The organism is Pectinatus haikarae (assembly GCF_015732185.1).
GTDB classification, from domain to species: domain Bacteria; phylum Bacillota; class Negativicutes; order Selenomonadales; family Selenomonadaceae; genus Pectinatus; species Pectinatus haikarae.
On the sequence record NZ_WIQM01000008.1, the window covers coordinates 263,961 to 288,467 of the forward strand.

Here is a 24,507-nt window from a genome sequence, read left to right on the forward strand (position 1 = left end):
CTTTTTACTTACGGTATCAGCGATAGTGCTGTGTTTTGCGATCGTGTTTTTCATGATGTTGTTTATGATGTTTTGCTTTGTGGTATTTTTTATGCGGTGCCGGTTTTTGGTTATGAGGAGACAATTGCTGTATTCGATTCTGCGGATAGTGATCTTGCGGAGAGGCATTTGCGACGGCGCCTCCTGCTATACCGGTAAACATGACTGCACTGATTATGAAAACGGATAATCTTTTTAGATTGAATTTTATCATGATAGCCACTCCTTATCTGTAAATAATTATTTACCAATTATTGATTTTATTGTAGCAGGGTTCGTTTAATCATATGTGTTATTTTTATGAAAAAATGATGAAAAATATAAAATGAGTCCTGTTATATGACAGGACCCATGAATATGTTATCTCGCCAGTATATGGTCGCTTTTAGTCAGGATGTTAGTTGGGGGAAACATCAGAATAGTGATCATGCTGGCGATGACAGCGATGTAAGTGCATCGATCATAATCAGTACAGAAGGAGTGAGATACTGATCATAATCGATGCTTCTATCAGATAATTAGTAAGTTTTTACTTACTAATTATCTGATATTATAACATCAGGAATAAATAAAGTAAATATTTATTTACTTTATTTATTCCTGACAGATCAAAATCGCCAGCGAAAAAGATGTGGGCAGCTCTAATTTTAAAAATTTGTGCTATAATATATTCAGTTTTCATAAAAAGAGTACATTAATAAAATGATGTATTCCGGATCTGGCGGAGAATTTATATATGGGGTGTAAACTTTATGCAGCAACGGTTGTGGACACAGGAGTTTTTGGGGATGAGCTTCAGCAGCTTGTTTCAATATATGACACATTATTCATTGGTCACAGTTTTGCCCATCCTGGTAATTAATCAATTTTCAGGAAATGTTTTTCAAGCGGGCTTGGCGATGACGTTCTTTCAGGTCGGAGCGATAGTTTCACGTCCTTTGGCAGGGAAATTGGTAGATTCCTGTAACAAAAGGAAAATATTATTATTTTTTCTGGGAGCTTTTTTTGTAATAAATATGCTGTACTATTTTATAAATAATATAAACTTTTTATTGGGATTGCGATTTTTTCATGGGATAGCATTTGCTGTCGGTACGACATCAGTTGCAACTGTTGCGGCATTGGTGCTGCCGGACAGCCGTAAGGGGGAAGGTATAGGCTATTTTGCTGTATTTTCTAATCTGGCAATGGTCATTGGTCCTTTTATGGGATTGTTATTTTTATCGCGTTTTGGGTATACATTATTTTTCTTTTATATATTTTTGTTAGGAGTTTTAGTATTTTTTACAGGTATATACAGAAAACTGCCGGAGCATGTAATCCTGCCTTCTAAAAAGAAAAATAAGACATTATCCATATCAGATTTTTTGGAACCAAAAGTTTTTTCGATAGCCTTTGTGAGCGGGATGGTCTTTTTTGCATATTCAGGTCTTTTGGTATTTATTCCGCTGTATTTAAAATCACTTAATATGGTGGAATATTCCAGTCTTTTCTTTGCAACATTTGCGTTGGTGATAGTTTTGACAAGACCGATCGTCGGCAAAATTTTCGACAGATTCAGCGAAAATTGGATCATTTATCCGGGGCTTATTTTATTTTTCTGCGGACTCATTTATTTAAGCTTTACGCATACGACATTTGGCCTGATAGTCAGTGCTGTTGTGATCGGTGCGGGATTTGGGGCACTGGGGCCTTCTTTTCAAACGATGGCTGTACAGAGTGTCCCCTTGGAAAGAGCGGGAGTAGCTACAGCTACTTATTTTTTCGCCTTGGATGTAAGTGTCGGTTTGGGTTCGTTCTTTCTCGGACTGCTGGTAAAATATATAGATTACAGTGGAATGTATCAATTCACAGCGGCTGTTATTGTTTTGACGGGAATTATATTCTTTATGATTTTCAGAAAGAAAAAGTGAATCGGGCAGAAGAATATTGAATGGATGGTAATGCAGAAGCCTTATGTGTCTTAGCTGTCGGCTATTGACAGACAAAATTTATTCGGGTAATATAATATCTAATAAAGAAAGACAGTTGATCATAAAAAATGAAGACTGGGCTGTAAAAAACATCTTGCGGTATTTGTAAATAATGCAGGGCCATTGGAAAATGTTTTTTGGCGGCTCAGTTTTTTTATTGTAGAAAGAGTATATGTGAAAAGGGCAGGTTGAGCGGTATGATAGATGATAAGTCTATAGAAAAGAAAATATGTGAGGAATTTTATTGGTTTCACAGGCATCCCGAATTATCCTATGAGGAAATTAATACAACAAAAAGAATAAGACAGGATCTGCAGAACGAAGGTATACAGATTCTGGATCTGCCATTGAATACAGGCGTGGTGGCGCAAATCGGTTCCGGAGACCAGCCGGTGGTAGCTGTTCGCTGCGATATTGATGCTCTGCCTATACAGGAAAAGACAGAGCTGGTATATAAGTCAGAAACTAACGGGAAAATGCATGCCTGCGGGCATGATTTTCATATTGCCGTAATTTTAGGGGCGGCATATAAATTAAAACAAAACGAAAGTGATTTAAAAGGTACGGTCCGCATCATATTTCAACCGGCAGAAGAGGCTCCGGGAGGGGCGCTGGATGTTTTGCGCACAGGAGTGCTGGATGATGTGCAGGCTATTTTCGGACTGCACAGTTCTCCGCTGTTTTCTGTTGGCAGTGTGGGAATTAGGGAAGGTGCCGTTACCGCAGCTGTAGATCATTTTGAGATCAATTTTAAGGGGAAAGGTACACATGCCGCTCATCCGCAGAACGGCATTGATCCTATAGTGGCAGCGTCGGCATTTGTATCGTCGATCCAAACGGTGGTCAGTCGTAATGTGGACCCGTTTGCGGCCGATCTTATCAGTATCACTCATTTTCAGAGTGGCAATACATGGAATGTTATTCCGGAAACGGCATATTTGGAAGGAACGGCACGCACCTTGAGGCCGGAAGATCGTCAGCTGGTGCGCCAAAGAATATATGAGATGGCCGAAAATACGGCAAAGGCGTATGGAGCAAAAGCTGAAGTCATCTGGCATGACGGTCCGCCGGCAACGAATAATGATGGAGAATGGGCTGCCTTTGCAAAAGAACAGGCACAAAAAATTGGTTTGGATGTAAAGGATTCTCCATATTCTCTGGGAGGAGAAGATTTTGCTTTCTATCAGGAAAAAATTAAGGGAGTTTTTGTGCAGATAGGGACAGGAGAGTCGTATTCAAACCATAATCCGCATTTTCAGGTCGATCCTGCAGCAATTTTTCCGGCTGCTGAATATATGGCAGGCATGGCTGCCGATTCATTGGGAAAAATTAAAAAATAATGGAGACCGGAGGTGCCGATTATGATAAAATTTATTGATATCAGTAAAACTTTTATGGTAAAAAAGCAGGAAATAAATGCTTTGCGTCATGTATCACTTGACATACATGACGGCGATATATTTGGCGTTATCGGCTTCAGCGGTGCAGGAAAATCCACGCTGCTCCGAATGGTCAATGCTTTGGAGACACCGACGGAAGGAATCGTGGAGATAAACGGAAGCGATATAAATAAGCTGTCTTTCAATGAGCTGCGCAAAGTACGCAAAGATATAGGTATGATATTTCAGCAATTTAATCTTTTGGAATCAAAAACGGTCTATGATAATATTGCGATTCCGTTGGTATTGAAACGTATGAGCAAGGCAGATATAGAAAAGCGAGTTTCCCGGCTGCTGGAATTTGTTGAACTGTCAGATAAGAAGAATGCTTATCCCGCACAGCTGTCCGGAGGGCAGAAACAGCGTGTCGGCATAGCGCGCGCTTTGTCTACAGATCCTTCTATTTTATTATGTGACGAAGCGACAAGCGCACTTGATCCCGAAACAACAGATTCTATTCTTCGGCTGCTGGAAAAAATCAATCGAGAACTCAATATTACTATTTTGATAGTAACACACGAGATAAATGTCATTCAGCGCATTTGTAATCAGGTGGCTGTGATGGAGCAGGGAAATGTGGTAGAAAGCGGCTCTGTTTTATCGGTATTCAGCAAACCGGAACAGGGGATAACAAAGCGGTTTATCAGTACGGTAATGCCTGATAAAATACCGGATAGTGTTATGGAAAAGCTCAAACAGGATATAAGGCATTATAAAATTATTAAAATGCGCTTTCTCGGAGATAATGTCGATGAAAATGTGCTCTATTTTATCAATCGGCATTTTGCTGCCGAAACGAATATGCTTTTTGCATCGGTCAATGAACTGCAAAAGGCAGTAGTGGGCATTTTCATACTTCAGATAATAGGCGACGACACAGAAATCGATAAAATAACAACATATATCAGTGAGCATAATATACAATGGCAGGAGGTAAAATTATGATTGATCTGGGTGTGCCTTATTCACAAATATTGTTGGCTGCAGAACAGACATTATATATGGTATTTATATCTCTGGCAATAGGAACTTTTATAGCGATTGTTTTATCAGTTATATTGGTGTTGACAAATCCGAGTGGAATATTAAAAAATACAGTTGTTTATAATCTGGTGAATACCGGTGTGAATATTATACGCAGTGTGCCCTTTATTATTCTGATGGTATTTATTTTACCTCTGACAAAAATGATCGTCGGCACTCGTGTGGGAACTACCGCAGCACTGGTGCCATTGGTAATTTTTATAGCTCCCTATCTTACAAGACTATTTGAAAATTCGATACTGGAGGTAAACAAGGGTATCATAGAGGCCGCACAGGCTATGGGCGCATCTCATTTTGAAATAGTATGGTATTTTATTTTACCCGAGGCACGCGGGTCCCTGATTTTATCTGTTACGACAGGCACTATTGGCCTGATAGGGGCAACAGCTATGGCAGGAGCGATAGGAGCCGGGGGTGTGGGCGATCTGGCCCTTACGTATGGTTATGAACGTTTGAATTTTCCTCTTATGCTTTTTACTGTTATCGTGCTGATTGTTTTTGTGCAGGTGATACAGTCTGTCGGAAATTATTTTTCCGCTAAGGTACGGGGACATTAATAATTATATTTTATAGAAAGAAGGATAAAGCATATGAAATTGAAAAAAATGGGTACGGCACTGCTGGCACTGATCGTCGGTGGAGTTTTGTTTGCGGGCTGCGGCGGTGATACTGCGTCAGATAACAATAAAAAGGAATTGGTATACAGCAAATCACAGGGGCCGTATTCAGAGTTGTTTGAACAGGGAATTAAGCCGATTTTGGAGAAAAAAGGCTATAAAATAACAGGTAAGGATATGTCTGATCTGCTGCAGGCTGATGTGGCCCTTAATGAGGGTGAAGTTGATTTCAACGTGGAACAGCATACCGCATATATGGAAAACTTTAACGAAAAACAAAACGGTCATTTGGTAGCTCTCACAGCTATCCCGACTGTTCCGGCTGGGATTTATGCAGGTTCAAAAACCTCACTTGATCAGATCGCTGACGGAGATCGCATAGCGGTGCCCAATGATGCATCAAATACGGCACGTGCATATGCGCTGCTGCAAAAGGCAGGCTGGATAAAACTCGATCCGAATAAAGAATTGACGACGGTCACAAAACAGGATATTGTGGAAAATCCGCATAATCTTGAATTTGTGGAAATGAAATCGTTGAATATTCCTGCGGTACGCGGTGATTTTTCTTATATTGTAATAACCGGCTCAATCGTATATAATGCGAAAATAGATCCTTCGACGGCACTTTTGAAAGAAGATATTTTACACCATTTGCTTTTGCAGCTGGTAGTCAATGAAAAAAATAAAGATGCTCAGTGGGCCAAGGATATTGTTGCGGCCTATCATTCCGATGAATTTAAGGAATATATTAATAAAAACAATAATGGTCTGTGGTTTATTCCTGAGAAATGATATTTTGGAGAAATGAATATTAATGGTATAACTGCCCCCGGCAATTGGTTTTTAAGCCAATTGCCGGGGGCAGTTTTTTTGAGTTTCAGAAGTAAAATAATAAAAAGCTTTTATTATTTTACTATTTAGTATATACTATATAAAAATATTTATTTAATTAGCATATGCTAAATGGAGGGATAATGATGGAAAAGGAAAAAAATTTAATTCTCTGGTTTGAAAAGATAGGCAGACAGGATACAGATCTTGTCGGCGGGAAGTCAGCATCATTGGGGGAACTTACAGCCAAGACTGCAGTTCCGGTACCATATGGTTTTGTAACTACGGCAGATGCTTACAGATATTTCATGGAAAAAAGCGGCTTGAATAATAGAATAGCTGAATTACTGACAGAATTGACGGATGTGGAAAACAGTCTTACGCTCCGACGAGTCAGTGCACAGATTCGCAGAGAAATCATTGAAGCTGAAATGCCGGGAAAATTATCGGAAGCTATACGGAAGTCCTATGATGAACTGGGAAAAAAGATGAGGGAACATTCTCCATATGTGGCGGTGCGGTCCAGTGCCACGGCTGAAGATCTCCCGGATGCGAGCTTTGCCGGGCAGCAGGAAACATACCTGAATATAAAGGGCGCAGAAGATGTGATCGGCAAAGTAAAGGAATGTTATGCATCTGCATATACGGATCGTGCCGTTTATTATCGTACAAAACAGGGTTTTGACCATCTTGATATGGCACTGAGCGCTGTTGTTCAAATGATGGTATTTTCCAAAGCCGCAGGGGTGATGTTCACCGTAAATGTAATCACAGGGGATGATACACATATAATGATCGAGGGGGCATGGGGACTCGGTGAGTACATAGTGCAGGGGATTGTCACGCCGGACAGTTATCTGATAAATAAAAATACATTGATTGTGGACGGCAGGAAAATCAATGAAAAAAAAGTAAAATTTGTCCGGCTGCAGACAGGCGGATGCGAAGAAAAAGCAGTTCCCGAGAATATGATAAACACGGCTGTTTTGACACGGGAGCAGCTGCGCGAATTGGCAGAGTACGCATTGGCTATAGAAAAACATTACGGCTGTTACATGGATATAGAATGGGGCATAGATGAAAGAAATGACAAGATATGGATATTGCAGGCGCGTCCGGAAACTGTATGGTCAAACAAAAAGGAAATAAAGCAGAATAATGTAAAGATTGCTGAAACCGGAAAAGTTCTGGTGAAGGGAATGCCGGCAAGTCCCGGTATGGTAGCGGGGAAAGCCAGAGTGATAAATGATCCGGAAAAAATAGATGATTTTCAGATAGATGAAATTTTGGTGACAGAAATGACGGCGCCGGACTGGGTGCCGGTAATGAAAAAAGCGAAGGGTATCGTGACGGATGCGGGAGGGATGACCTGTCATGCTTCTATTGTGAGCAGAGAACTGGGCATACCGTGTATTGTCGGAACCAAAAGCTGTGGAAGCGCGGGAACCGCGGTCATAAGAGACGGTATGACGATCACTGTGGATGCTTCCCATGGAGTGGTATATGCGGGCAATCTGGCAGCTGCGGCAGACGAAAAAGAAAAAAAGCAGGAAATGGCAAACCATGGACAGGAAAATTTCCCCGTGACGGGAACAAAAATTTACATGAATCTGGGGGATCCGGCGCTGGCGGAAAAATATGGGACGCTGCCATGTGACGGTGTGGGCCTCATGCGCGAAGAATTTATTTGGACAACATATATACATGAACATCCGCTCCATATGATAGACGAGGGCAGAGCACAGGAAGCTGTGGACAAGCTAGCCGAGGGTATTGGCAAAGTATGTGCGGCAATGTCACCGCGTCCGGTCACACTGCGGTTCAGTGATTTCAAATCCAGCGAATACAGAGCGCTTAAAGGCGGTGATAAGTATGAACCGCATGAACCGAGTGCATTGTTGGGCTGGCGCGGAGCTTCACGCTACTACGATCCTAAATATATAGAAGCATTCAGGCTGGAAATAAAGGCCATAAGAAAAGTACGCGAAGAATATGGTTTAAAGAATCTGCATGTGATGATACCTTTTTGCCGTTCGGTGGAAGAAGCGCGCAGGGTAACAGAAATAATGAAGGATGGAGGACTGCGGCGCAGCGCGGATTTTAAAGTATGGTTAATGGCAGAAATTCCGGCTAATATTATTCTGGCTGACCAATTTAATCAATTTGTCGACGGATATTCGATCGGGTCAAATGATCTTACTATGCTCATTTTAGGATGCGATCGCGACAATGATGCCATATCACATTTATTTGATGAGAGAAATACGGCGGTGAAAAGGGCCGTGCGGCATTTAATAGAGGCTGCGCATAAGGATGGAAAAACAGTATCGATATGCGGGCAGGCTCCCAGTGTATATGCTGATTTTACGCAATTTTTGGTTGAAAACGGCATAGATTCTATTTCTGTGAATCCGGATATGGTCGGCTGCACTAAAAAAAATGTTGCACAGATAGAGCAGCGTATCATCTTGAACAACGCTCTTGGTTTGGGCAGGATGAAATGAAGCGTTGGCAGCGGTTTAACCATTGACTTAAATATGCTATTATAATATGAGAGAAATTTTTGAAACAAGGCAGATGCTGTTTGAGGGGGGCGATAATTATTTCACTGACGGAAAGACAGCAGGCAATTGTCGACATAGTTCAGAAGGGCGGTCCTGTCACGGGCGGACAAATCGCAGAGCGGATGCATGTCACACGGGCGGCTCTGCGAGCGGATCTGGCTGTTCTGGTCATGAGCGGATTATTGGGTTCTCGTTCCAAAGTAGGGTATTTTTATACAGGCAAAAGCCTGCTGTCATTTTTTACAGAAGACCTCGATTCTGTCCGGGTGCGTGATATTCAATCTGTACCGGCGGTGCTGCCAAAGGAGTCGACAGCTTATGATGCGGTGGTGTCGCTGTTTCTTGAAGATGTAGGCAGCGTGTTTGTGGTTGAAGGACAGGGCTTGCTGGCGGGGGTGGTATCCCGCAAGGATTTGCTTAAAGCCTCGCTGTCATCGGGCGGCGATCTGGCAAAAATTCCGGTGCAGATGGTCATGACGCCGCTGGCAAAGCTGATTGTCACCGAGCCGGATGAATCTGTAGCGGCTGCGGCGCAAAAAATCATCGATAATGAGATAGATGCCTTACCGGTGGTGAAGGTCCTGCCAAAGGGAAAGCGCTCATATGAGATTGTCGGACGCCTTACTAAAACAAATTTGACACGATTGATAGTGGATCTGGCTAAGGGCAAAAGGGGGTATTCATCATAGTGAAATTGCCGGTTATTTATATAATAACTGAATCTCTGGGAGAGACGGCTGAAGCAGTCGTCAGGGCCACTGCCAGCCAGTTTGATTCAGGGAATTTCGAAATTATCCGCATTCCGTATGTGGACTCGACCGGCGTGCTGGAAAGTGCTTTGCGGGAAGTGGCGAAACGGAATGCCTTTGTCTGCCATACTTTGATTTCTCCTGATCTGCGGAAGGCTTTCAATAGATTGGCGGATGAATATAATGTTGTATTTGTCGATATTCTGGGACCGATGCTGGCGACTGTACAGAAACTTTCCGGTATGCAGCCCAAAAATCAGCCGGGGCTGACGCATATGCTGAATCGGGATTATTTCAAACGGATTGAGGCTATTGAATTTGCCGTGAAATATGACGACGGTAAAAGTCCTGCCGGTTTGCTGAAAGCAGATGTTGTCCTGATAGGTGTGTCACGGACTTCAAAAACGCCCTTAAGTATGTATCTGGCACATAAAGGACTCAAGGTGGCAAATGTGCCGCTTATTCCGGGGATAGCACCGCCGGAAGAATTGCTGGATACTCCTGCACAGAAAATAATAGGACTTATTGCCGATCCTGTGAAACTTAATGAAATACGTATGGAAAGATTGAGGGCAATAGGTCTTATGCCGGATGCCAGCTATGCAAAACTGACCTGTATTGCGGAAGAAATGGAGTACGCAAAGGCTGTTATGAGACGGCTGAAGTGTCAGGTAATAGATGTGTCGAATAGTGCCATAGAAGAAACCGCACATATGATATTGGAGCATTACGGGAAATTTTTGGAAATGAACAGCTGATCTGAAATATAAAACTCCAGCCGATGAGTGGCTGGAGTTTGCTGTATTCGAAGAATTGTCAGACAGTCTGCGGTGTTTCAAATAAATCAGTGACTTCTTTGAGCCAGTCAATTATTTGAATATGCTGCGGGCACATTTTTTCACATTGTCCGCAGTTGATGCAGTCGGAAGCCTTGCCAAAAGTTTTTGCATAATTATTATAATAAACATTTTCAATACTCATTGCCGGTTTCTGAGGCATCATGGAGTGTTGTTTTTTTGTATTGTACAAAGAAAAATAATTTGGTATGGCAATGTTTTTAGGACATCCCTTTACACAATACTGGCAGGCTGTACAGGGGATGGCTATGGATTCATTTATGATACTGACTGCCTTGTCTATTATGGTATATTCTTCCTTGGATAATGGTTGAAAATCCTGCATATAGTTTGTATTATCTGTCAGCTGAGCCAGACTGGACATACCTGAAAGCACCATCATAACGCCTTCCTGGCTTGCGGCGTAACGGACGGCCCAGGAGGGCGCAGACATATCAGGCTGATATTCTTTAAATAAAGCTGCTGCTTTTTCCGGAATATTTGCCAGCATACCGCCTTTTACAGGTTCCATGATGACAATAGGTTTATTGTGTTTTCTGGCTGTTTCATAGCATTTCCGTGACTGTATACTTTCATTTTCCCAGTCAAGATAATTTATTTGCAGCTGCACAAAATCAACCTCGGGATGAGCTGTCAGAATTTCATCCAGAAGGACAGCTCTGTCATGGAAGGAAAAGCCTATATTTTTTACTTTGCCGCTGCTTTTCTTTTCGGATATAAAATCAAAACTATTAAAATTCTGAGCTGTTTTATAATTTTCAACACCAAGATTGTGCAGCAGATAATAATCAAAATAATCAACACCGCACTTTTGCAGCTGCTCATCAAAGATACGCTTCTGATCATCAGGTGATTTCAGCATCATTGTCGGCAGTTTTGTAGCCAGCGTGAAACTGCTGCGCGGGTGGCGCTTGACGAGAGCTTCACGGAGTGCAGTCTCACTTTGAAAGGCATGATACATCCATGCGGTGTCAAAATAAGTAAAACCCTTGGACAGAAAAATATCGACCATTTTTTCTATTTGCGGCATATCGAAGCTGGCCGGTTCGTTTTGATCTTTCAAAGGCAGGCGCATAAAGCCAAACCCAAGTTTTTTTGCATTCATAATCATTCCTCCGCTTATATTGTCTGATTGCCATTTATTATGGCTGTGAAGAATAGCTGATAAAAGAATTGGAGAGCATGGATACTTTTTGCAGCGGACAATTCGTTTGATCAGCATTCCGATGAAATAGAGCAATATTCCAATAATATATTAGTATGAACACTACTGATTTATTTTAGCACTTGAAGTTTACTCCATGTCAATAGAAAAATGGACTGCCACTATAGAAAATAATGACAGTCCATATATGTTCTCTGTATTTCTGGATAAGATGATAAGATAAATGAAGATTATGCAGCGAAGATGGAGGTCATGCCTCCCTGGAGATATGGGAAAGGTCCTGCGGCTCAGTCAATTCGGACATTTTGGGGACCTGGCAGATAGCTGCGATCACAGAACGCAGCATAGTTACTGCCAAAACGGCACCGCTGCCTTCACCGAGGGCAAGATCCGCTCTGATGGGAACCTCTGCTTCTTCTATACCGCCCAGATGTAAAGCATAAGCCATACCCGGCTCTCTTGACATGTGTGAGGCAAATCCGTAGTCAGAAATACTCGGGTCCATGCGTACTGCACAAGCAAAAGCTGCCGCTGTGATAAATCCGTCCAGAACGAAAGGTATGTTTTTCTGTTTACAGGCGAGCATTGCGCCACACATAGCCGCAATATCAAAACCGCCCACACAGCGGATTATTTCTGCCGGATCAGTGAAAAGCCTGCCGTAAATATTTCCGGCTGCTGCCACGACTTCCCGTTTTCTTTTGATAACTTCAGGATATTGAGCATTTGCTCCGCAGCCGACGATAAATTCCGGGGCTATCTGAGTCAAGCCATGAAGAACGGCAGATGATGTCGTGGTGTTGCCGATGCCCATTTCACCGAGGGAAATGAGATTGCAGTCTTTTGCCCGGCTGACCATTTCCTGTCCGGAAGCAAAGGCCTGCTGATATTCTTCTCGTGTCATGGCAGGCTCTTTCAGAAAATTTTTGGTTCCTTTGGCAGTTTTTCTGTTGATTCCTACAGATAAATCATTATTTATGCCTACGTCTATTACTTGGTAGGGAATGTTATTTGTCTGACAAAAAACACTTATCACCGCTTTGCCCGCTGCCATGTTCTGCGCCTGCCGATAAGTGATATCCTGTGACTGTCTTACCACGCCTTCTTCAATGATACCATTGTCGGCTGCAAAGATCAGATGCAGAGGACGGAGCTGTTCAGGCGTAGACTGCCAGGCAGTAAAAAGTTTTACCGCCTGCCTGCCGAGCAGACCGAGACTGCCGGACGGTATTGCCATTTCAGCTAATTTTTTCTTTGCTTCTGTGCTGCTGTTCATGATTAGTTCTCCTCCTGTATCAAAGTTTCAATTCTGTGCCGCTTTTTTTCTCACGCATGAGTACATCTGTGAGGTGTATTATTTGAGCACCTGCTTCAACCGGAGGAATGCCTTTGCGGTATATATTTGATACCACTGTTCTTTGGGATTCCGGTTTTTTTGAGCTTGATTCATATGCCATGTAGCAGCTCATACTTTCACCGGTGGCCAGTCCCGGACGTTCGCCTATAAGCTGGATGGTGACCTTTGCATTTAAGGCTTCACTGATTTTGTCCATTGTGGCGACTCTGCTGTATTTTACAAAAATCGGCGTGCCGACTTTGTATCCTTTTGCGGTCAGACCGTCTGTCAGAATACCAAAAATATCTTCAAGATTGGCATCAATGGCATATCCGCTTAAACCGTCGGCGACTATGAGCTGTACATCAGGTGACATGATGCAGTTTGCCTTTATCTGTTCTGTTGTTTCCTTAGAAAAAATCCTTCCCAGATCAGGACGGCGGATATATTCTTCTTTATTATTGACCTGTGTCTGTACTTTGAAAAAACCCAGACGGTCAATAAGTCCTTCGTCTACATCAGACCATACGGCATCCATGGCAATAGCGTGATCGGCGCGGAATTTAAGCAGTGTTTCCGTTTTAAAGCGGCTGCCTGCCCTGCCGATGCAGATACGGGCATTGGTAGTTTTCTTCAGCTGCCGGCAGAAAGCCGGATTTTGCGGTGTATCTATCAAGACGGTATCTTTGATTTCCTGTGTTGAAATATCTTTTACCATATCATCCATTTTATTTCTCCCATCCCTGAAACATTGAAGGATCGCCGGCTTGGGCAGTGAGCTGTCCGTTTTGCATAATACCAAGCTCCTGCATGCGCGCCGCAAAGGCAGCTATCGGTGTTTTACTGCTCAAGTCGCGCAGTGCGGCTACGTCATGATAGCTTGTTGTCTGATACATGAGCATGACGTCATCACCCGCAGGAATTCCCATAATGTAGTTGCAGTCCGCAAGTGTCAGCATCATGGCAAGGTTTTCCAAATCATTTTGATCTGCTTTCATATGATTCGTGTAACAGACATCGACACCCATGGGGATGCCGGTGAGTTTGCCCATGAAATGATCTTCAAGGCCGGCTCTGATCATTTGTCTGCCGTCGTATAAATATTCTGGACCGATGAAGCCCACCACAGTATTTACCAAAAAAGGATGGTACCGCTTGGCAAAGGCATAGCAGCGTGCTTCCATTGTCAATTGATCGGCACCGTGATTGCCGTCTGAAGACAATTCGGAACCTTGCCCGGTTTCGAAATACATAAAATTTTTGCCGCGGGAACTTTTCTTTTCTTTCATCATGGCATAAGCTTCATCCATCAGGCTTACATCTATACCGAAGGCTCTGCTGGCAAGTTCTGAACCAGCCAGGCTTTGGAACATCAGATCCATCGGCGCATCCGTTTGTTCCAGGACCTTCATTTGCGTTGTTACATGGGCAAGAACGCAGTTTTGCGTGGGCAGCTGCCAATGGTCCATAAAGGATTTAAAATTTTTTAATATTGACGAAACGCTTTCTATGGAATCAACGGCCGGATTGAGGCCTATAACGGCATCACCGACGCCGTAACTGACACCCTCCATGACAGAAGCCATGATTCCGTTTATATCGTCCGTGGCATGATTGGGCTGCAGCCGGGAGGATAAGGTGCCGGGCAGTCCTATCGTTGTATTGCAGGTAGCGGTTACGGGCAATTTATGGGCTGCCGTGACAAGATCCATATTGCTCATAAGCTTGGCTGCCGCAGCTACTATTTCTGATGTCAGACCGCCGCGCACAGCAGCTATTTCTTCAGGTGCCGCTGAAAGTAAAAATTCCCGGAAGGAGCCTGCCGTAAGGCTTTTTATTTTCGCGAAAGCTTTTTCGTCAACGGCATCCTGATCGGCTCTTGTTACATCGTCAGTTTCATAGGGGACGACAGGATTGTTGCGCAGGTCTTCAAGTGTCATATCGGCCAGCACAGCTTTTGCCGCAACTCGTTCTACCGTGCTTTGGGCGGCAACTCCGGCTAAAATATCACCGGACTTTTCTTCATTTGCTTTTGCCAATACATCCTTTACATCACGAAAGGAATATGTCTGGTCAAATAAACGTGTTTTTAATTTCATTTTTTCACCTTTATATCTGTGTATTTAAACTATGCCGTGAAAATTAGAGTTTTCACAACTACCGGCACCGCACTGCCAATACTGCGGCCAATATCTATATAATCACCGTCGTGCGCTTTGATGCGGTCAAGACATATTATCTGCGTATCGGCAAGATAGCGTTTGAGTGTAAGGCCCAGTGCTTTTGCAAAATCGGCCTCCAGAAGAATGACAAGAGGCTGATTTAACTGTACAGGTATATTTTCCGCTATCATTCGCGCTAAAGTTTTTACGTCTGAATATGAAGGAGCTGCCGTCCCGGCAAGGGCTAATGCCGGCAGATCATCAGGGAAAAGCCGGAGCTTCTGCTGCAATATTTTCCCGCTTTTTTCTATATCGGCTGTTGATTGTTCCAGGGAAAGCTGCATGACGGGCAGATTTTTTATGGGCAGGACCGATTCGTCCGCCGATATGGTGCTGCCGCTTAGGCAAAGTGAATGAGTGCCGGCTCCGATAACGGTAGCTCTGATTTTTTCCTTGGGTTTCTGCAGCTGCATACCGTGAGCGGAAAAATAATCCCGGACGGACGAACCCAAAAGAGGGCCTATATCGCCGAATAATGCAACATCTTCTATATTGCGCGGCGTAAAATCCCTGTATACATATTCGGCCACTCCGCCGGAGATCATTGCCAGCGGCAGTTCAAACGGACCGCATTCATGACCGATAAAAAGCTTTTTTGCTGCAGGTGTCAGTGTCAGCTGTTTGATGATCCTGTATAGTATTTTGGCAAATGTTCTGGTTAAAAGATGAAGATCAGCAAAATCCGCTTTTTCCCCGGGGTGTATTTTATCTTCCAGACCAAGTTCCACCAGCAGGTCCTTGATTTTTGCTGATACATAATTTATTGTGCCGTCTTTTTGTAGGCGGAGCAGCCGCCCGCCGATATCCAGCGCGAATGTAGATGAGGCTTCTCCGTCGATAAAAAGAGCCGCGTTTGTGGTACCGCCGCCGATATCAAAATTGAGTACGGCTTCACCGTGATTTTTTGATTTTTCTCCCGCTCCGGCACCAAGGCCCGCCAACAGAGATTCAAGATCAGGGCCGGCGGTCGCAACAACAAAATCACCGGCAAAATCAGACAAAGATTGAAGAACAGCCGAGGCATTTTCTTTGCGGGCAGTTTCTCCGGTGATAATAACAGCACCCGTTTGCAAATCATTTTTTTTGATCCCCGCTTTTAAATATTCTTTTTCGACAAGATTTTTTAGTGCGGGCAGGTCTATCCTGTTATCGGATAGGACAGGTGTGAAATAAACGGTGCTTTTATAAATTATTTCTTTTCTGCTGATTTTTACTTCCGGTACGGCTGTGACAGCTTTGTCTTCCAGATAGATGCGGCTGAAAATGATCTGTGTTGTTGTTGTTCCGAGATCTACGCCAACGCTCAGCAATGATTCCTGCATGAATTGTCACCTTCAGTTAAAATTCCAAAAGGACTGCAGATGACTGCAGTCCCTGAAAATTATTTGTCCAGCTCATCCAATACACCGAATTCTTCTTCAAAAGGACGAATATGTTTGTTGCCCCAGACGAAATAATAAAGGATCGCTACTGCGTAGACACCAAGTACATAGGGGATCACATCACTTGAAGCTACAAAGAGACTGATCAGGCAAAAAATTGCCATGAGCATGCTTATAACGGGAATGACTGGATAGGAAACCCTAAAGGGACGCTTTAGATCCGGTTCTTTGGAACGAAGCACGAACAGGCTGACAAGACTTATGATATACATGACAACGGAACCGAAGGCCGCTATTGTAATAACTACATTTGTAAGACCGGTAAGCGCTGTAATCAGGCAGACGATGCCGGGAAGAATAAGTGCCCATACGGGAGTGTGATGCTTATCGTCAAGCTTTGCCAGAAACTTTGGCAGATAACCGGTGCGGGCCATTGCATAAGTCTGGCGTGAATAGCCGATTATAATGCCATGCAGAGAGGCAACAAGACCAAAAAGACCGATGCAGCTCATGAGAATAACAGGCCAGGAACCCTCACCGAAAACGGCACTTAAAGCCAACGGCAAAGGAAAATCGACGTTATCGACCAGTTTGGTATCGGTAATGCCTGCGGTGATGAATAGAGTAAGAAAGGCCATTACAAGAAGCGTTGCCATTCCTGTTAAGAATCCTTTGGAGATATCATGCTGCGGGTCAACCATTTCTTCCGCGCTCATAGCGCCGCCTTCTATAGCCAGGTAAAACCAAATGGCAAAAGGTACGGCAGCCATTACGCCTTGAGCTCCGTTAGGAAAATACGGTTGAGCCATAACACGGGAAAGATCAAAATACGGCAAAGCGAGTATCCAATAAATGACCAGGCCGACAAGAGCGATAATAGTCACTGTAAGCTCGAAAGTTGCCGAAACTTTCATTCCCAGATAATTGATGAAGATAAAAAATAAGAAAGCAACCACTGTGGCGGCCATTACGTTGATACCCGGAATAATGGAGTGGACATATCCGCCGACTGCAAGCGCGATGGCCGGAGGAGCGAAGACAAATTCTATAAGACAGCTGATGCCGTTCAAATATCCCCCAAATTTACCGAGTGCCCGGCGTGCATATGCCGAGGGACCTCCGGCATGAGGAATTGCCGTGGCAAGTTCAGAATAGGACAATATGAATGTTACATAAAAAATTGTTACTGGAATGAGTGCCAATGCAAGGCCCATTACGCCGCCTTCCGCAAATCCGTAGCTCCAGCCGAAGTAATTGCCGGAAATAACCAGACCGACTGCCAGAGCCCATAAATGGATAGGTTTTAAAACGCGGGACAGATTTTCTGTTTCTGCATTCTTTTCATGCAGTGCTGCTTTTGTGCTAATTTCCATAAACCATTCTCCTTTTTGACATAAAAAAACCCGCAAACAGGGATAATAAGCCTGTTTGCGGGCATCATTGCCCTTATTATAAATACAGCCAGCATCCACAAAAAAAGAAAAAAAGCGCTCCGAAGAGACCTGTGACAGAGGTCTGTTCAAAGCGCTTTTGCCGTATTCCTTTGTGAAAACTTATGGAACTTATGATACCCGATACAGCTTTTATTGTCAAGCAGAGAATAATATTTTTACCGTTGAAATATATGTGAATATCAAAAAAAGCGGACTTCATAAAAGTCATTACAGAGAGATTTTTTTAATATTGCATACTCTATAGAAATAAACTATAATACAAATTGACTTTATCATTAAAACATTTGTAAAGCTGCGGGCGCATAGGCACCGAGTAAAGTAAGGCGTGCGTTCAGCTGCTATATCGGCCAGCGCTTTTAGGCGCTGGCCTTAGCTTTTGCGCAGAAGGCAGACTTTCTCCGACAATAAGAGCTGCATTATTTGCAGATAACAGGCGGAATTATACATATAATCGCAGAAATAGATAAGGAGAACGTACCATGAAATTTTTTCGTACAAAAGACATTGAACAAATGAGAGCACAGGCTCTCGCGTCGGGAATGGCTAAAAATCTTACGGCGGTGGATCTCGTTTTGCTGGGGATAGGCGGGGTCATAGGAACGGGCATTTTTGTTTTGACCGGGGTCGCTGCGGCAAAATATGCGGGTCCTGCTGTTGTGTTATCTTTTATTATTTCGGGATTTGCCTGCGGAATAGCAGGGCTCGCTTATGCCGAATTTGCTTCTATTGTGCCGGCATCGGGCAGCGCATACACATATTCTTATGCGGCACTCGGTGAATTGATAGCTTTCATTGTAGGCTGGAATCTTGTGCTTGAATATACTGTCACCTCAAGTGCTGTGGCGGCAGGCTGGTCCGGCTATGTCACGGGGCTTTTCAATTCTGCCGGTGTTCAGCTGCCTTTTGCATTTACGCATGTTCCGGCAGACGGCGGTATTATAAATATACCGGCTATACTGATAACGTTGCTATTGTCTTTCTTTTTAATCAGAGGAACGAAGGAAAGCACCACGCTGAATCGTATTTTGGTGGGCATAAAGCTTATTGCCGTATTTATTTTTTTGTTTCTTGCGGGACCACAGGTGGATGTTACTAATTGGCAGCCCTTTATGCCGTTCGGTTTTTCTGGTGTAGCGGGCGGCGCAGCTATAGTTTTTTTTGCATATATTGGATTTGATGCGGTCGCCACCACGGCGGAAGAATGTAAAAATCCCGCCCGTGATCTGCCTATAGGGATGATAGGCTCTTTGGTATTGTGCACTATATTGTATGTGGTCGTTGCAGCGGTCCTCACAGGTGTGGTTCCCTATTCGTCACTCAATAATCCGGAACCTGTAGCATATGCCCTGCGCTATATAGGTTATAATATGGGGTCTGCTCTGGTAGGTGTCGGAGCTATATGCGGTATCACGACCGTACTGCTGGTCTTGCTTTACGGGCAGGCACGCATCTTTTTTGCCATGAGCAGAGACGGTATGATCCCGGCGGGCATATGCAAGATCCACCCGCGCTATAAAACCCCTTATCTCGTTACGGGTGCAGGCTGTGTGGTAGTTTCCGCAATAGCAGGTTTTGCGCCTATAGGAGTGATTGCCGAAATGGCCAACATAGGAACATTATCTGCGTTCTTTGTTGCGGCTGCAGGTGTGATGGTTCTGCGTGTAAGAAGACCGGATCTGCCAAGAACATTCAAATGTCCCGCTGTATGGCTTGTCGGTCCTTTAGCAGTGCTTTCCTGCGGTTATCTTATGTATAATTTACCGGTTGAAACATGGATACGTTTTATAGTATGGTGTGTAATTGGTTTTGCAATATATTTATCTTATGGTTACAAACATAGCATATTGAATAATAAGCATGTAGTAAAAAAATAAATATTATGGTGCATTTTATAATTGCTTTTTTGGGAAAAATTTTATAAAAAGCAGCATAATGAGTATACTGAAAATGATCGAAGCGGACTGGGCATTGAATATGCCGAATCCTTTTCCGCTGTTGTAGAATTGCAGGACAATAGTCATCAATACACCACTGCCGGCGGAGAAGAAGGCGGCAGCAGTAGAAGCTTTTTTGCAGAACAGACCAAAAAGCAGCGGTGCAGTGAGAGATACTGACATCAAAGAGTAGAATATGGACAGCGCAGAAATGACATTGGGCAGTATACCGGCAAGAAAAATACCGATCAGGCCTGCTGCCGCCGCGGCGAGGCGGCTCATCTGCAAAAGTTTTTTATCTGTGGCAGAGGGATTTATGAAGGATTTATATAAATCCTTGCTGAAAGATCCGGTGATCATATATAGTACGGCATCTGCGGCGCTGATTTCTGCCGAGAAGATAGCAGCAAGAGCGACGGCCGATGCCCAGAAGGGCATACACTCCTTCATTATATAAGGCAGTGCCAAGTCGCTCTGCGGCAGGTCAGGGAACAGCGCATAGGCAGCCATGCCAAGAAATACGGGGACGATAGCAAAAGCAAGCATTGCCAGTCCGCAAAAAAAAGTGCTTAAATAAACAGTTTTCTTATCTTTTGCCGCGTATATTTTTCCTATCAGTGCGGGTGACAAAAAGAATGAAGGGGTAAGCATCAGAAAAAAAACGATTATGGTATTGCTTCCCAATCCGCCCAGACTAAAATAGTCAGCTGTTGCAGCAGCTGAATTGCTAAGATGGGCGGCAGCTTTTGCATACAGACCATCCAGACCTCCCGCAAAATTCAGTACGAAGGGAACAGCAATAAAAAAACCCAGCAGCTTGACGCACACTTCTACAATATTTACATACGCTGCCGAGAGCAGACCGCCTGTGCAAAAATAAAGAACTATTACAACAGCGCCTATTAGGATGCCGCTGTTTTTATCTATATCAGCAATAACGGAAAGTATCCAGGCTATGCCCATGAGCTGTCCCGCAAAAATAGCGACCGTGCCGATAAGCATAAAAGATGAGATAAGACCGCGGAAATTTTTATTGTATCTGTATTCAAAGTAATCGCCCAAGGTGTAAAAATTATGTTTTTTAGCCAAAGACCATATGTGCGGACCTATTATAAAAGCCAATATGAAGGTCCCGACAGCAGAAGCGGTGATCCACCATACGGCAGAAAGCCCTGCCTTGAAGCTGAGCCCGGCGACGCCGACAGTGGAGCCGGCTCCAATATTGGGGGCAATTAAGGTTATAAACAGGAGCAGCGGTCCGAGCTTTCGTCCACCGACGAAAAAATCATCGGCAGTTTTTACCCGCCGTGACATAAAAGCGCCTATACTGATGAGAAACAGGGCATAAAGCGTAATGACGGTGATATAGCTGATCATGATATCAAAGCAGCTCCTTTTGCGGAAATTCAACTTAGCTTATAATACATGCATTGCTGTGAAATGTAAAGGCAGATTGAATTGTCGGTAAAAGTGTGCAGCAACCCATAAAAAGCAGCACCGTGCATTCATAATGCACGGTGCTGCTTTCGGTTGAAATTCAAGGGTATGATGGTTATATCATACCCTTGAAAATGATCAGTGATTTTTTAATACTTTTTTCATGGCAGCGGCTACATTTTCCTTTGTAAAACCGAATTTGACAAATAATTTATTTGCCGGTGCAGAAGCACCGAAACCCTTCATAGTAACAGTGGTGCCGCTGAGTCCTGTATAACGTCCCCAGCCAAAATCGACAGCGGCTTCGACGGCCACACGCGCACAAATATTTTTGGGCAGGATACTTTCTTTATATTCATCGCTTTGCTGTTCAAAAAGATCCATACATGGCATGCTTACAACACGTACATCAATATTTTCGGCTGCCAGCATTTCCTGAGCCTCCACAGCCAGAGAAACTTCTGATCCGCTGGCGATAAAGATCCCGTCCGGCACTTCTTTAGTGGACGGGGCAACAACGTAAGCACCTTTGAGAGCATCTTTGCTGCTGCCGGCAAGCTGCGGCAGATTTTGGCGAGTCAGAACGAGTGCCGTAGGCGTTGATTTACTGGTGATGGCAAGATACCAGCCGGCAGCGGTTTCCGTGGCGTCGGCTGGGCGGAATATATTGATATTGGGCATGGCTCTGAGCATAGCAAGCTGTTCCACCGGTTCATGTGTGGGACCGTCTTCGCCCACGCCGATACTGTCGTGTGTGAGAACATAGGTTGTCGGCAGTTTCATTAAGGCAGCCAGACGCATCATCGGTTTCATGTAGTCACTGAAGACAAAGAATGTGCCTACGTATGGACGCAGACCACCATGCAGAGCAAGACCATTCTCTATACCTGCCATGGCAAGTTCTCTTACGCCGAAATGGAGATTGCGGCCGCTGTAATCTGCCTTGCTGAAGCTGGCTTCACCATTCATATGTGTTTTATTGGAAGGCGCCAGATCCGCGCTGCCGCCGATGAGCTGCGGCAGGATTTCTTTAATGCGGTTAATCATTATACCGGAAAGGTTTCTGGTTGCCTGCGGCTTATTTTCATATGCCCAAAAAGCTTCATCATGAAGAAGAGCATCGCTGTCAGCATCTTTATGAAATTTGTCCCATAAAAGCTTTTCCTGAGGGAAATTTTCTGTGTATTCATTGAAAAGTTTCTGCCATTTTTCCTCAGCAGTTTCACCTTTTGCAGATAATTCACGATAATGTTCATAAACATCATCAGGGACAGAAAAAGCTTCCTGAGAAGGCCAGCCCAGATTTTCTTTTAAAGCCTTTACATTGTCTTCACCCAATGGTTCGCCATGCGCACTGGCTTTGCCTTGTTTGGCAGGACAGCCGTAGCCGATTTGTGTTTTGACGGTAATGAAGGACGGGTGTTCTTTATCTGCCTTGGCGGCTTCTATGGCGGCGCCTATAGCAGCCAGATCGTTGCCGTCTTCGACGGTGATGATCTGGAAACCGAAAGCTTCCATGCGTTTTTGTACATTTTCCGTGAAAGCGATATCCGTGCTGCCTTCAATGGAAATTTTGTTGCTGTCATATAAAATTATAAGCTTGTCAAGACCGAGCGTGCCCGCAAGGGAAAAGGCTTCGGAAGAAATGCCTTCCATCATGCAGCCGTCGCCGCCGAGGGCAAATGTATAATGATCGACTATAGGAAATTTCGGTTTATTGAATGTGGCAGCTAAATGAGCTTCTGCCATAGCCATGCCGACTGCCATTGACATACCTGCTCCCAGCGGACCGGTAGTGGCTTCAACGCCGGTTGTATGTCCGTATTCAGGGTGGCCCGGTGTAAGGGAATTATCCTGACGGAAATTTTTCAAATCTTCAATAGTCAAACCATAAGAAAACAGATGTAAAAGTGAGTATAAAAGTGCGGAGCCATGCCCCCCTGAGAGAATAAAACGGTCACGGTTGGACCATTTTGGATTTTTAGCATTGTGATTCATATGTTTTGCCCAGAGTTCATAAGCCATAGCAGCAGACCCCAGCGGAAGACCAGGATGACCAGAATTAGCTTTTTGAACGGCATCTGCAGACAATACACGGATGGCGTTTACACATTTCATATCAATATTACTCATGATATCTCTCCTTTTTAATCAGCTATATAAAATACATTTTGCTGTCGTAAATTTAGCGGAAATACTGATATAAAAGATATCCGGGAAAACAGCATAACCCGAACGGCATGCTTTATTCAATATTTCTTCTGTGCGGATATAGCGATATATGTATTATTTTTCGAGGGGATTTTTATGCAGGCTATATCCCTGTATATTAGTATATGACATAAATATATATTTTATCAATATATATTTGTATTTTCTTTCTATGGTAAATTATCTGGCATATTATGTAGATGAAAGAAAAAATAGAATTGTTTACGAAAAGTTTGTTCAAAATATGAATATGATAAAAAACAGACATCTGCATGTGAAAATTGCAGATGCCTGTTTTTCAATCAAATGCTGGAACTAAAAAGACTGCCTGTTAAAGCACTGCTGCTGGCAGAGGAATCGTTGAATCTGTCAAGCTGATTGGTCGGGGCTGAACTGTTGTTTTTGCTGTTTGCCGTTGAATTCTGGATACTTACTTTAGTTTCAGAAATGACCTTGTCACCCTGAGTTACTATTATGAGCATAGAACCATCAGCTAATTTTTCCGTAGTAGTTACGGTTTCGTCATCCTGAGTGCTTTCATTTCCGCCGGCTGAGGAGGTGCCTGAAGTACCTGCGGTCGATGAGGCTGAGGCAGTGGATGATGATGCTTTTTGCGTGGTATACGAATTCAAAAGAGCGGACAGACTGTCCAGAGAGCTTATACTGCTCATTGCCATTCTCCTTTCAATAAAAATAGTTGTTATAAATATGCGTGCATCTCTATTTTCACAGCTGTTTGATATGGTGGCATTAGGACAAAGCTGCTATATAGAGCAGAAAATCCGCATCCGTGCGGCTGGTGTGTATACAGGCTGTCGTATGGAACAGAAGGCGGCAGCCTGCCTTCTTCCTATATAATAACATACTGTATGAAAATATTGCTAATCATACATAATATATATCGTAATTACGTGCAAAAAAATTAAGGTCCATTTCAGGGAGAATTTATATCCTGAATATTAAATAAATATTTATGGCAAACTTGAAAATTATATGTCTTTATGTTACAATATGCCGTATATTGACGGTTTTCAGTAAAGTGACGGTCTGGGCTTTTGCAGATGTTAGTCTGTTGGAAGGCAGATTGCGCTTATATACATAATCTTGCATATGATGAAACGAATAAGCAATGTTGTAGATGGATTTTGGAAAGTCGAATAGTGGGCTGTTTTTTGCTTGGGCTATATAGACACCTATATCTTTTTTTGATATAGGTGTTTTTTTTTCTGAAATATTTTTATAAAAAGCAA

General features: G+C 43.5%; 20 protein-coding genes. 10 read left to right on the forward strand and 10 right to left on the reverse strand.

Annotation, left to right across the window (positions count from 1 at the left end; genetic code table 11):
• Positions 1-16: 16 nt before the first annotated feature.
• A complete protein-coding gene (locus I6758_RS05470) occupies positions 17-253 on the reverse strand; it encodes a hypothetical protein (RefSeq protein ID WP_196604189.1) in 237 nt (78 codons plus the stop codon).
• 538 nt (positions 254-791) lie between these two features.
• On the opposite strand from I6758_RS05470, the gene I6758_RS05475 reads away from it, so the two are divergent.
• The 8 genes from I6758_RS05475 (at position 792) to I6758_RS05510 (ending at position 10,017) form a co-directional block, all read left to right on the forward strand.
• Positions 792-1,952, forward strand: coding sequence for an MFS transporter (locus I6758_RS05475; protein WP_196604190.1), 1,161 nt, complete (start codon positions 792-794; stop codon positions 1,950-1,952).
• A gap of 257 nt (positions 1,953-2,209) precedes the next feature.
• Positions 2,210-3,352: an amidohydrolase gene (locus tag I6758_RS05480; protein WP_196604191.1), complete on the forward strand. Its 1,143-nt coding sequence runs from the start codon at positions 2,210-2,212 to the stop codon at positions 3,350-3,352.
• A 21-nt stretch (positions 3,353-3,373) separates the two neighbouring features.
• Positions 3,374-4,396 (forward strand): methionine ABC transporter ATP-binding protein, encoded by a 1,023-nt coding sequence (locus I6758_RS05485; RefSeq protein ID WP_196604192.1) that lies wholly within the window; start codon positions 3,374-3,376, stop codon positions 4,394-4,396.
• Complete coding sequence (locus I6758_RS05490) at positions 4,393-5,052, forward strand: methionine ABC transporter permease (RefSeq protein ID WP_196604193.1); 660 nt, start codon at positions 4,393-4,395, stop codon at positions 5,050-5,052. Before I6758_RS05485 ends, I6758_RS05490 begins: the two co-directional genes overlap by 4 nt.
• A gap of 33 nt (positions 5,053-5,085) precedes the next feature.
• Entirely contained in the window at positions 5,086-5,907 is an 822-nt protein-coding gene (locus I6758_RS05495; protein ID WP_196604194.1) for a MetQ/NlpA family ABC transporter substrate-binding protein, read from the forward strand.
• Positions 5,908-6,092: 185 nt separating this feature from the next.
• Positions 6,093-8,450 (forward strand): phosphoenolpyruvate synthase, encoded by a 2,358-nt coding sequence (ppsA, locus tag I6758_RS05500; protein ID WP_196604195.1) that lies wholly within the window; start codon positions 6,093-6,095, stop codon positions 8,448-8,450.
• 59 nt (positions 8,451-8,509) lie between these two features.
• Positions 8,510-9,199 carry a CBS domain-containing protein gene (locus tag I6758_RS05505; RefSeq protein WP_231038529.1) on the forward strand — a complete coding sequence of 230 codons (690 nt, stop codon included), beginning with the start codon at positions 8,510-8,512 and terminating at the stop codon, positions 9,197-9,199.
• The gene (locus tag I6758_RS05510) at positions 9,199-10,017 is read left to right on the forward strand and encodes a pyruvate, water dikinase regulatory protein (RefSeq protein WP_196604196.1); all 819 of its coding nucleotides are present in this window, start codon (positions 9,199-9,201) and stop codon (positions 10,015-10,017) included. The genes I6758_RS05505 and I6758_RS05510 overlap by 1 nt, the downstream gene beginning before the upstream one ends.
• A gap of 58 nt (positions 10,018-10,075) precedes the next feature.
• On the opposite strand, the gene I6758_RS05515 is transcribed toward I6758_RS05510, so the two are convergent.
• From I6758_RS05515 to eat, 6 genes are all read right to left on the reverse strand, one after another.
• Positions 10,076-11,221, reverse strand: coding sequence for an aldo/keto reductase (locus tag I6758_RS05515; RefSeq protein WP_196604197.1), 1,146 nt, complete (start codon positions 11,219-11,221; stop codon positions 10,076-10,078).
• A 310-nt stretch (positions 11,222-11,531) separates the two neighbouring features.
• The gene (locus I6758_RS05520; protein WP_196604198.1) at positions 11,532-12,557 is read right to left on the reverse strand and encodes a nicotinate-nucleotide--dimethylbenzimidazole phosphoribosyltransferase; all 1,026 of its coding nucleotides are present in this window, start codon (positions 12,555-12,557) and stop codon (positions 11,532-11,534) included.
• Positions 12,558-12,576: 19 nt separating this feature from the next.
• On the reverse strand, positions 12,577-13,344 hold the full coding sequence (gene eutC, locus I6758_RS05525; RefSeq protein ID WP_196604199.1) for an ethanolamine ammonia-lyase subunit EutC: 768 nt from the start codon (positions 13,342-13,344) through the stop codon (positions 12,577-12,579).
• A 1-nt stretch (position 13,345) separates the two neighbouring features.
• Positions 13,346-14,716: an ethanolamine ammonia-lyase subunit EutB gene (locus tag I6758_RS05530; protein ID WP_196604200.1), complete on the reverse strand. Its 1,371-nt coding sequence runs from the start codon at positions 14,714-14,716 to the stop codon at positions 13,346-13,348.
• A gap of 29 nt (positions 14,717-14,745) precedes the next feature.
• Entirely contained in the window at positions 14,746-16,161 is a 1,416-nt protein-coding gene (locus tag I6758_RS05535; RefSeq protein ID WP_196604201.1) for an ethanolamine ammonia-lyase reactivating factor EutA, read from the reverse strand.
• A 59-nt stretch (positions 16,162-16,220) separates the two neighbouring features.
• Positions 16,221-17,594 (reverse strand): ethanolamine permease, encoded by a 1,374-nt coding sequence (gene eat / locus I6758_RS05540; protein WP_196604202.1) that lies wholly within the window; start codon positions 17,592-17,594, stop codon positions 16,221-16,223.
• A gap of 560 nt (positions 17,595-18,154) precedes the next feature.
• Here eat and I6758_RS05545 point away from each other — a divergent pair.
• Positions 18,155-19,549 (forward strand): amino acid permease, encoded by a 1,395-nt coding sequence (locus I6758_RS05545; protein ID WP_196604203.1) that lies wholly within the window; start codon positions 18,155-18,157, stop codon positions 19,547-19,549.
• 15 nt (positions 19,550-19,564) lie between these two features.
• On the opposite strand, the gene I6758_RS05550 is transcribed toward I6758_RS05545, so the two are convergent.
• From I6758_RS05550 to I6758_RS05560, 3 genes are all read right to left on the reverse strand, one after another.
• Complete coding sequence (locus tag I6758_RS05550; protein ID WP_196604204.1) at positions 19,565-20,986, reverse strand: sodium:solute symporter family protein; 1,422 nt, start codon at positions 20,984-20,986, stop codon at positions 19,565-19,567.
• Between the two features lie 198 nt (positions 20,987-21,184).
• On the reverse strand, positions 21,185-23,179 hold the full coding sequence (tkt, locus tag I6758_RS05555; RefSeq protein WP_196604205.1) for a transketolase: 1,995 nt from the start codon (positions 23,177-23,179) through the stop codon (positions 21,185-21,187).
• Between the two features lie 380 nt (positions 23,180-23,559).
• Positions 23,560-23,928, reverse strand: coding sequence for a hypothetical protein (locus tag I6758_RS05560; protein WP_196604206.1), 369 nt, complete (start codon positions 23,926-23,928; stop codon positions 23,560-23,562).
• 37 nt (positions 23,929-23,965) lie between these two features.
• On the opposite strand from I6758_RS05560, the gene I6758_RS05565 reads away from it, so the two are divergent.
• Positions 23,966-24,115 carry a hypothetical protein gene (locus tag I6758_RS05565; RefSeq protein WP_196604207.1) on the forward strand — a complete coding sequence of 50 codons (150 nt, stop codon included), beginning with the start codon at positions 23,966-23,968 and terminating at the stop codon, positions 24,113-24,115.
• Positions 24,116-24,507 lie beyond the last annotated feature (392 nt).

Coding starts and splice junctions, on each gene's coding strand:
- I6758_RS05470 (WP_196604189.1), bottom strand. CDS start 253: ATGATAAAATTCAATCTAAAAAGATTATCCGTTTTCATAATCAGTGCA.
- I6758_RS05475 (WP_196604190.1), top strand. CDS start 792: ATGCAGCAACGGTTGTGGACACAGGAGTTTTTGGGGATGAGCTTCAGC.
- I6758_RS05480 (WP_196604191.1), top strand. CDS start 2,210: ATGATAGATGATAAGTCTATAGAAAAGAAAATATGTGAGGAATTTTAT.
- I6758_RS05485 (WP_196604192.1), top strand. CDS start 3,374: ATGATAAAATTTATTGATATCAGTAAAACTTTTATGGTAAAAAAGCAG.
- I6758_RS05490 (WP_196604193.1), top strand. CDS start 4,393: ATGATTGATCTGGGTGTGCCTTATTCACAAATATTGTTGGCTGCAGAA.
- I6758_RS05495 (WP_196604194.1), top strand. CDS start 5,086: ATGAAATTGAAAAAAATGGGTACGGCACTGCTGGCACTGATCGTCGGT.
- ppsA (WP_196604195.1), top strand. CDS start 6,093: ATGGAAAAGGAAAAAAATTTAATTCTCTGGTTTGAAAAGATAGGCAGA.
- I6758_RS05515 (WP_196604197.1), bottom strand. CDS start 11,221: ATGAATGCAAAAAAACTTGGGTTTGGCTTTATGCGCCTGCCTTTGAAA.
- I6758_RS05520 (WP_196604198.1), bottom strand. CDS start 12,557: ATGAACAGCAGCACAGAAGCAAAGAAAAAATTAGCTGAAATGGCAATA.
- eutC (WP_196604199.1), bottom strand. CDS start 13,344: ATGGATGATATGGTAAAAGATATTTCAACACAGGAAATCAAAGATACC.
- I6758_RS05530 (WP_196604200.1), bottom strand. CDS start 14,716: ATGAAATTAAAAACACGTTTATTTGACCAGACATATTCCTTTCGTGAT.
- I6758_RS05535 (WP_196604201.1), bottom strand. CDS start 16,161: ATGCAGGAATCATTGCTGAGCGTTGGCGTAGATCTCGGAACAACAACA.
- eat (WP_196604202.1), bottom strand. CDS start 17,594: ATGGAAATTAGCACAAAAGCAGCACTGCATGAAAAGAATGCAGAAACA.
- I6758_RS05545 (WP_196604203.1), top strand. CDS start 18,155: ATGAAATTTTTTCGTACAAAAGACATTGAACAAATGAGAGCACAGGCT.
- I6758_RS05550 (WP_196604204.1), bottom strand. CDS start 20,986: ATGATCAGCTATATCACCGTCATTACGCTTTATGCCCTGTTTCTCATC.
- tkt (WP_196604205.1), bottom strand. CDS start 23,179: ATGAGTAATATTGATATGAAATGTGTAAACGCCATCCGTGTATTGTCT.
- I6758_RS05560 (WP_196604206.1), bottom strand. CDS start 23,928: ATGAGCAGTATAAGCTCTCTGGACAGTCTGTCCGCTCTTTTGAATTCG.
- I6758_RS05565 (WP_196604207.1), top strand. CDS start 23,966: ATGCGTGCATCTCTATTTTCACAGCTGTTTGATATGGTGGCATTAGGA.